The organism is Citrobacter youngae, from assembly GCF_003818115.1.
In the GTDB taxonomy this organism is placed as follows: domain Bacteria; phylum Pseudomonadota; class Gammaproteobacteria; order Enterobacterales; family Enterobacteriaceae; genus Citrobacter; species Citrobacter youngae.
In genome coordinates this window covers 39981-48511 of record NZ_RPOI01000038.1, presented here as the reverse complement: position 1 = coordinate 48511, position 8531 = coordinate 39981, and the positions used below count along the sequence as shown (strand labels likewise).

11 protein-coding genes and 1 pseudogene are annotated in these 8531 nt (G+C 54.4%); 9 read left to right on the top strand and 3 right to left on the bottom strand.

Annotation, left to right across the window (positions count from 1 at the left end; genetic code table 11):
* The 3 genes and pseudogenes from EHN13_RS23195 to flgA all read right to left on the bottom strand — a co-directional run.
* Nucleotides 1–139, bottom strand: a pseudogene (locus EHN13_RS23195) (flagellar biosynthesis protein FlgN); the annotation flags it as partial.
* Between the two features lie 3 nt (nucleotides 140–142).
* Entirely contained in the window at nucleotides 143–436 is a 294-nt protein-coding gene (gene flgM, locus EHN13_RS23190) for a flagellar biosynthesis anti-sigma factor FlgM (protein ID WP_005129057.1), read from the bottom strand.
* A gap of 93 nt (nucleotides 437–529) precedes the next feature.
* Entirely contained in the window at nucleotides 530–1189 is a 660-nt protein-coding gene (flgA, locus tag EHN13_RS23185; protein ID WP_061068834.1) for a flagellar basal body P-ring formation chaperone FlgA, read from the bottom strand.
* Nucleotides 1190–1346: 157 nt separating this feature from the next.
* Between flgA and flgB the strand changes: the two genes are divergently transcribed.
* From flgB to flgJ, 9 genes are read left to right on the top strand one after another with little or no spacing between them, the layout of a single operon-like run.
* Nucleotides 1347–1763: a flagellar basal body rod protein FlgB gene (gene flgB, locus EHN13_RS23180; RefSeq protein ID WP_003036189.1), complete on the top strand. Its 417-nt coding sequence runs from the start codon at nucleotides 1347–1349 to the stop codon at nucleotides 1761–1763.
* Between the two features lie 3 nt (nucleotides 1764–1766).
* Nucleotides 1767–2171, top strand: a complete 405-nt coding sequence (gene flgC, locus EHN13_RS23175) for a flagellar basal body rod protein FlgC (protein ID WP_045441655.1) — start codon at nucleotides 1767–1769, stop codon at nucleotides 2169–2171.
* Between the two features lie 11 nt (nucleotides 2172–2182).
* Complete coding sequence (gene flgD / locus EHN13_RS23170; RefSeq protein WP_040230672.1) at nucleotides 2183–2881, top strand: flagellar hook assembly protein FlgD; 699 nt, start codon at nucleotides 2183–2185, stop codon at nucleotides 2879–2881.
* A 26-nt stretch (nucleotides 2882–2907) separates the two neighbouring features.
* A complete protein-coding gene (gene flgE, locus EHN13_RS23165) occupies nucleotides 2908–4119 on the top strand; it encodes a flagellar hook protein FlgE (RefSeq protein WP_048211226.1) in 1212 nt (403 codons plus the stop codon).
* A gap of 20 nt (nucleotides 4120–4139) precedes the next feature.
* Entirely contained in the window at nucleotides 4140–4895 is a 756-nt protein-coding gene (locus EHN13_RS23160) for a flagellar basal body rod protein FlgF (protein WP_048211227.1), read from the top strand.
* A 13-nt stretch (nucleotides 4896–4908) separates the two neighbouring features.
* The gene (flgG, locus tag EHN13_RS23155) at nucleotides 4909–5691 is read left to right on the top strand and encodes a flagellar basal-body rod protein FlgG (protein ID WP_005129045.1); all 783 of its coding nucleotides are present in this window, start codon (nucleotides 4909–4911) and stop codon (nucleotides 5689–5691) included.
* 57 nt (nucleotides 5692–5748) lie between these two features.
* Nucleotides 5749–6447, top strand: coding sequence for a flagellar basal body L-ring protein FlgH (gene flgH / locus EHN13_RS23150; protein WP_003836756.1), 699 nt, complete (start codon nucleotides 5749–5751; stop codon nucleotides 6445–6447).
* Nucleotides 6448–6480: 33 nt separating this feature from the next.
* Nucleotides 6481–7557 carry a flagellar basal body P-ring protein FlgI gene (locus EHN13_RS23145; RefSeq protein ID WP_086523801.1) on the top strand — a complete coding sequence of 359 codons (1077 nt, stop codon included), beginning with the start codon at nucleotides 6481–6483 and terminating at the stop codon, nucleotides 7555–7557.
* The gene (gene flgJ, locus EHN13_RS23140; RefSeq protein WP_061068124.1) at nucleotides 7557–8507 is read left to right on the top strand and encodes a flagellar assembly peptidoglycan hydrolase FlgJ; all 951 of its coding nucleotides are present in this window, start codon (nucleotides 7557–7559) and stop codon (nucleotides 8505–8507) included. The genes EHN13_RS23145 and flgJ overlap by 1 nt, the downstream gene beginning before the upstream one ends.
* Nucleotides 8508–8531 lie beyond the last annotated feature (24 nt).

The following is an 8531-nucleotide window of genomic DNA, read 5'->3' as shown; positions in this document are numbered from 1 at the left end:
TTTTTTCTTCTGTAATTCGCTGTAGCTGGCTACCGTTGATCTGCCCTGCAGAAAGCTGATGCTGCTCAGCATCCATCACCGTTTTCAGGTCATTGAGGACGGTCGTCATCTGATCAAGTATTTCTGACAAACGAGTCATACTTTATTTACTCTGTAGGTAGCTCTGTGCCTCGCGGATCAGCGAGTCGGCAATTTTTCCGGTATCCATTTTCAGCTCGCCGTTACGGATCGCGGTTTTCAGCGCTTCGACACGTTCCATGTTGATGTCATTGGTGCCGGGCTGCATCAGTTTGGCCTGAGCGTCACTCAGCATTACGCTGGTGCTGTTTGTCGTCGCTGTTTTTTCCTTCCGCGCTTTTTGTACCGGCGAGTCGCTGGTTTCGCGTGGCTGGACAGTGCTTACTGGCTTCAATGGTGAGGTACGATCAATACTCATTTTTTCTATCCTCATCGAGGGGTTACGCTATAGCGACCCGCTTTAATCATTGGTTGATTATCTATCGGCACTCGCTAAAAAATCTTTAACCTATTATAGGTTAATAAGAATATTCCCATCAGAATCGACGATTCCACTCACCACCTGACCCGAAATCATCCGCACTCGTGCGTTTTGCGCGACGGCTGCATTGTTGAGCGCTTTACCTTCGGCATTGACCCGAAAGCCGTCTCCGTTGGCGATAACCATCACGCGTTGACCCGCTTTTATCCGCCATGCCTGGCGCAACATTGTGAGCTGGATTGGCTGACCCGGAACCAGGTCGCGCAGGCTCACGGCATCCTGAACCTGATTAATGTCCAGTACGGCGCGAGGCGGCAGTTGATCCAGACGACCTCGTTTTAGCGTTACGCTGGCCGCGTTCAGGGCGCTTCCTCGGGCAACAGGGGCTGCTGCGACAACATAGTTGCCGGTGGCTTGCACAGTGACCTGCAGATAGCGTTTTTCATTGGCGCAGCGGGCCAGTACGTTCACGTTACCCCACAGTTTCGCACTGCCGGACACGCTCAGCGCAGGCTGGTCACAGCTGGGCTGCAAGTTTGGCGGCGTACGGACAGTGACGACCACCTCATCGCTAAACCCGGCCAGGCGCTGGGAAAACCACGCGGTTAACTGCGAATTCAGGTCTTGTGCCAGCGTCATAGGGCTGAACAGCAGTGCTGCCACAACTATTCCACGTTTAAACGTTTGCATCAAAACCTCGCGCTTTTTCAGGTAGTGGCAGGATTCTACCTGTGTGACGCAGTCATCAACGCAACAAATAGCGACGCATTTTGCGTTTATTCCGGCGATAACGCGCGCGTGATGGGATTTAAGCTGTCGGCTGAATTTTGTCATTTGCGGAGGAGATATGCTCGATAAGCTCGACGCCGCCTTACGTTTTCAACAGGAAGCGCTGAATTTGCGCGCCCAACGCCAGGAAATATTAGCGGCCAACATTGCCAATGCCGACACGCCGGGGTATCAGGCGCGCGACCTGGATTTCGCCAGTGAATTAAAAAAAGTCATGGTGCGCGGGCGGGAAGAAACCGGCGGTGTTTCGTTGACGCTGACCTCTGCACAACACATTCCTGCCCAGACTGTCTCGGCGCCATCTACGGAGTTGCTCTATCGCATTCCTGACCAGCCGTCTCTGGATGGCAACACGGTGGATATGGACCGGGAGCGTACGCAGTTTGCGGATAACAGCCTGAAGTACCAGATGGGGCTTACCGCGTTAGGTGGGCAAATCAAGGGCATGATGAACGTGCTGCAAGGAGGGAACTAACCCGTGGCGTTGCTCAATATTTTTGATATCGCAGGTTCTGCGCTGACGGCTCAGTCTCAGCGTCTGAACGTGGCTGCCAGCAACATGGCGAACGCCGATAGCGTGACCGGACCTGATGGTCAGCCGTATCGCGCAAAACAGGTTGTTTTTCAGGTCGATGCAGCGCCAGGCGCAGCAACCGGTGGCGTAAAAGTCGCTGACGTCATTGAAAGTCAGGCGCCGGACAAGCTGGTTTATGAGCCGGGCAATCCGCTGGCGGATGCGAATGGCTACGTAAAAATGCCGAATGTCGACGTGGTCGGCGAGATGGTTAACACCATGTCTGCTTCACGCAGCTATCAGGCAAACGTTGAAGTGCTCAATACCGTAAAAAGCTTGATGCTTAAAACGCTGACGCTGGGCCAGTAAAGGAGGCGCACATGTCCGTTGCTGTAAAAATGAATGACCCGAGTACGTCGGGTGTTAATGCTGCCACTGGCAAAAGTTCGCTGACAGGGAGCAACGCGGCTGATCTGCAAAGCAGCTTTCTGACGCTTCTGGTCGCGCAGTTAAAAAACCAGGACCCGACCAACCCGCTGCAAAACAATGAGTTGACTACCCAGTTAGCGCAAATTAGTACCGTAAGCGGCATTGAAAAATTGAATACCACACTGGGATCGATCTCCGGACAGATTGATAGCAGCCAGTCGTTACAGGCCAGTACGCTGATTGGTCATGGCGTCATGATCCCAGGGACCACCATTCTGACCGGTAAAGGTGCAGAAGAAGGGGCAACGACGACCACGACGCCGTTTGGCGTTGAGCTGCAGCAACCGGCAGATAAGGTTACCGCAACCATTACCGATAAAGACGGCAAGGTGGTACGCACCATTGATATTGGCGGGTTGAAAGCGGGCGTTCACACCTTTACCTGGGATGGCACCATGACGGACGGCACGGATGCGCCGAGCGGTTCGTATAACGTTTCGATTGCGGCCAGCAACGCCGGAACGCAACTTGTGGCGCAGCCTCTACAGTTTGCGCTGGTGCAGGGTGTTATCCGCAGTAACGGCGGTAATACGCTGGACCTGGGCACCTATGGAACCACCACCCTCGACGAAGTACGGCAGATAATTTAAGCCTTCACACTTATCAGGAGTAAGTCATGGCCTTTTCACAAGCGGTCAGCGGTCTGAACGCTGCAGCGACCAACCTCGATGTCATTGGTAACAACATCGCCAACTCCGCCACTTACGGTTTTAAATCCGGTACGGCATCCTTTGCCGATATGTTCGCCGGTTCTAAAGTGGGTTTGGGCGTTAAAGTTGCGGGTATTACCCAGGACTTTACCGATGGTACCACCACCAACACTGGACGTGGGCTGGATGTGGCTATCAGCCAGAACGGTTTTTTCCGTATGGTTGACAGCAATGGTTCTGTTTTCTTCAGCCGTAACGGTCAGTTCAAGCTCGATGAAAACCGTAATATCGTTAACATGCAGGGACTGAAACTGACGGGCTATCCGGCGACCGGTACGCCGCCGACAGTTCAGCAGGGTGCGAACCCGGGGCCGATCACGATCCCCAATACATTGATGGCGGCACAGGCAACCAGCAAGGCCTCAATGCAGATCAACCTGAACTCGTCGGATAAAATCCCGACAACGACAAAGTTCGATCCGAAAGATGCTGACAGCTATAACAAAAAAGGCCCTGTCACCGTTTATGACAGCCTGGGCAATGCCCACGAAGTTAACGCCTATTTTGTAAAACAGCCTGATAACAAATGGGCTGTCTATACCATTGATAGCAGCGATCCTAAGGCTGCTGTACCAACCGCACCGACGTCCACGCTGGAATTTGATACCAATGGGGCGCTAATCGGCGGCGGTACATTCAATATCACCACAGCTGCGCTCAATGGCGCACCGGCCGTCACCTTCGCAATGAGTTTCCAGAACTCCATGCAGCAGAACACCGGTGCAAACAACATTGTGGCCACTAACCAGGACGGCTACAAACCGGGCGATCTGGTGAGCTACCAGATTAACAATGACGGTACCGTAGTCGGTAACTACTCCAACGAACAGAAACAGGTTCTGGGACAGATCGTGCTGGCAAACTTTGCCAACAACGAAGGTCTGGCGTCTCAGGGCGATAACGTCTGGGCAGCAACTCAGGCTTCCGGTGTGGCGCTGCTGGGTACCGCGGGTACGGGTAACTTCGGCAAGCTGACCAACGGTGCGTTGGAAGCTTCTAACGTGGATTTGAGTAAAGAACTGGTGAATATGATCGTCGCTCAGCGTAACTATCAGTCGAATGCGCAGACCATCAAAACCCAGGATCAGATCCTTAACACGCTGGTCAACCTGCGCTAAGCGCCTGACGGGATGGCTTAATGGATCACGCAATATATACCGCCATGGGCGCGGCCAGTCAGACGCTGAATCAACAGGCGGTGACGGCCAGCAACCTGGCAAATGCCTCCACACCGGGTTTTCGTGCTCAGCTCAACGCGCTGCGTGCGGTTCCCGTAGAAGGGCTTTCGCTGCCAACGCGTACGCTGGTGGTCGCCTCAACGCCTGGGGCCGATATGACGCCAGGCCAGATGGATTATACCTCCCGTCCGCTGGATGTGGCTTTGCAGCAGGATGGCTGGTTGGCTGTGCAGACCGCCGATGGTAGCGAAGGATACACCCGCAATGGCGCAATTCAGGTGAGTCCAACCGGTGAACTGACCATTCAGGGACATCCGGTGATCGGCGAAGCTGGGCCTATAGCGGTACCGGAAGGGTCGGAAGTGACTATCGCCGCTGACGGAACGATTTCGGCGCTCAACCCCGGCGATCCTGCGAATACGGTGGCGCCAGTAGGACGTCTGAAGCTGGTTAAAGCGACGGGAAGTGAAGTGCAACGTGGTGATGACGGTATGTTCCGTCTGAGTGCGGCAGCGCAGGCTACCCGGGGACCGACACTGCAAGCCGACCCCAGCATCCGCGTGATGTCGGGCGTACTGGAAGGCAGTAACGTCAAACCGGTTGCCGCGATGAGCGATATGATCGCCAGCGCTCGCCGCTTCGAAATGCAGATGAAGATTATCAGTAGCGTGGATGATAACGCAGGCCGTGCCAACCAACTGCTGTCGATGAGTTAATACAGGACATTTTATGATCAATTCATTATGGATCGCCAAAACCGGCCTGGACGCGCAGCAAACCAACATGGATGTGATTGCCAACAACCTGGCAAACGTCAGTACTAATGGTTTTAAACGCCAGCGTGCGGTGTTTGAAGATCTGCTGTACCAGACGATTCGCCAGCCTGGCGCTCAGTCTTCTGAACAGACAACGCTGCCGTCTGGTTTGCAGATTGGTACCGGTGTGCGTCCGGTTGCGACCGAACGTTTACACAGTCAGGGCAACCTGTCGCAGACCAACAACAGTAAAGATGTGGCGATTAAAGGCCAGGGGTTTTTCCAGGTCATGCTACCAGATGGCACGTCAGCTTATACCCGTGATGGCTCTTTCCAGGTGGATCAGAACGGTCAGTTGGTAACGGCGGGGGGGTTTCAGGTGCAGCCTGCAATCACTATTCCGGCTAACTCGCTGAGCATCACGATTGGACGCGACGGTATTGTCAGTGTGACTCAGCAGGGCCAGGCTGCGCCTGTTCAGGTGGGACAGCTCAACCTGACGACCTTCATGAACGATACCGGTCTGGAAAGTATTGGTGAGAATCTGTACACCGAAACGCAATCGTCCGGCGCACCGAACGAAAGCACGCCGGGGCTGAACGGTGCGGGCCTGTTGTACCAGGGTTATGTGGAAACCTCTAACGTCAACGTGGCGGAAGAACTGGTCAACATGATCCAGGTTCAACGTGCTTATGAAATCAACAGTAAAGCGGTATCGACCACCGATCAGATGCTGCAGAAACTGACGCAACTCTAAAGTGACGTCCGGTGGGGTGAAAGCCTCACCGGCGCACTGATTTTGAAGATGAAGGCAATGCGAAAATACGCGCTTCACCCATACCCGATTTTGGCCCTGCTGGTGGTTTCACTGACAGGATGCGCCTGGATCCCGGCCACTCCGCTCGTGCAGGGCGCGACGACTGCCCAGCCAGTTCCAGGCCCGACGCCGGTGGCGAATGGATCAATATTTCAGTCTGCGCAGCCGATTAATTATGGCTACCAGCCGTTATTTGAAGACCGCCGTCCGCGCAATATTGGCGATACGTTGACTATCGTATTGCAGGAAAACGTCAGTGCGAGCAAAAGCTCCTCGGCGAATGCCAGTCGTGATGGCAAAACTAACTTTGGGTTTGACACGGTACCGCGTTACCTGCAGGGATTATTTGGCAATGAGCGTGCCGACGTAGAGGCTTCTGGCGGCAACTCGTTTAACGGCAAAGGCGGCGCGAACGCCAGGAACACCTTCAGTGGTACGTTGACTGTGACGGTTGACCAGGTACTGGTGAATGGCAATTTACATGTCGTGGGTGAAAAACAGATCGCCATTAACCAGGGCACTGAATTCATTCGCTTCTCTGGGGTTGTTAACCCGCGCACCATTAGCGGCAGCAACTCTGTACCGTCAACGCAGGTTGCGGATGCGCGTATTGAATATGTCGGTAACGGCTATATCAATGAAGCGCAGAATATGGGCTGGTTGCAGCGTTTCTTCCTTAATTTATCGCCGATGTAAGCGAGGTATCCAGTGTTTAAAACTCTTGTTGGAATGGTACTGGTACTGGCTACCACCTTTGCGCATGCCGATCGCATTCGTGATCTGACCAGCGTGCAGGGCGTGCGGGAAAACTCGCTGATAGGCTACGGGCTGGTGGTCGGGCTGGACGGTACGGGTGACCAGACCACCCAGACACCGTTTACGACACAAACGCTGAATAACATGCTGTCGCAGTTGGGGATCACCGTGCCTACCGGCACCAATATGCAGCTGAAAAACGTGGCAGCGGTAATGGTCACCGCGCAGTTCCCGGCCTTTGGTCGTCAGGGGCAAACCATTGACGTAGTGGTCTCTTCAATGGGTAACGCCAAAAGCCTGCGCGGCGGAACGCTGCTGATGACGCCGCTGAAAGGGGTCGATAGCCAGGTGTATGCGTTGGCGCAGGGGAATATTCTGGTCGGTGGTGCAGGCGCCGCAGCGGGTGGTAGCAGCGTGCAGGTGAACCAGCTCAATGGCGGACGTATTACCAACGGCGCGACCATCGAACGCGAATTACCCAGCCAGTTCGGCGGCGGTAACACCATTAATTTGCAGCTGAATAATGAAGATTTCACCATGGCGCAGCAAATTACCGACACCATTAACCGCTCGCGCGGCTTTGGCAGCGCAACAGCGCTGGATGCACGCACGATCCAGGTACGCGTCCCGAATGGCAATAGCTCGCAGGTACGTTTCCTCGCGGATATCCAGAATATGGAAGTGAACGTCACGCCGCAGGACGCGAAGGTGATTATTAACTCCCGTACGGGATCGGTGGTCATGAACCGCGAGGTGACGCTGGATAGTTGCGCTGTTGCACAAGGCAATCTGTCGATTACGGTTAACCGCCAGGCGAATGTCAGCCAACCGGATACACCGTTTGGTGGTGGACAAACCGTGGTGACGCCACAAACGCAGATCGATCTGCGCCAGAGCGGTGGTTCGTTGCAGAGCGTTCGTTCCAGCGCCAACCTGAACAACGTCGTACGTGCATTGAATGCGCTGGGAGCAACACCGATGGACCTGATGTCTATCCTGCAATCCATGCAAAGTGCGGGTTGTCTGCGCGCCAAACTGGAAATCATCTGATGATTGGTGATAGCAAACTGCTGACCAGCGCCGCCTGGGATGCACAATCACTGAACGAACTGAAAGCGAAAGCGGGTCAGGACCCGGCGGCAAATATCCGCCCGGTCGCCCGCCAGGTTGAAGGGATGTTCGTGCAGATGATGCTGAAAAGTATGCGCGAGGCGTTGCCAAAAGACGGTGTGTTTAGCAGCGACTCCACGCGTTTATACACCAGCATGTATGACCAACAGATCGCCCAGCAGATGACGGCAGGAAAAGGTCTGGGGCTGGCTGAAATGATGGTCAAGCAGATGACCGAAGGGCAGGCGCAACCTGCGGATGATGCGCCGCAGGTGCCGATGAAGTTCTCGCTGGAAACGGTGACCAGCTATCAAAATCAGGCGCTGACGCAACTGGTGCGTAAAGCCATTCCCCGGGCGACGGAAAGCAATGATGAGCCGCTGTCGGGTGACAGTAAAGACTTTCTGGCTCAACTTTCTCTGCCGGCAAAACTGGCCAGTCAGCAGAGTGGGGTTCCTCATCATCTGATTCTGGCGCAGGCGGCGCTGGAGTCCGGGTGGGGGCAACGACAAATTCGACGGGAGAACGGCGAGCCGAGTTTTAACATTTTTGGTGTGAAAGCCTCGGGAAGCTGGAAAGGGCCGACCACTGAAATCACCACCACCGAATACGAAAACGGTGAGGCGAAAAAAGTGAAAGCGAAATTCCGTGTTTATAGCTCCTATCTTGAAGCACTGTCGGATTATGTCGGTCTGATATCCCGCAATCCACGTTACGCAGCGGTGACCGGTGCCGCGACCGCAGAGCAGGGTGCCCAGGCATTGCAGAATGCGGGTTACGCCACTGACCCTAACTATGCGCGCAAATTAACCAGCATGATCCAGCAGCTAAAATCGATGAGCGAAAAGGTGAGTAAAACCTACAGCACGAATCTCGATAATCTCTTTTAAATAGCTCAAGTCTGCTGACCTGCT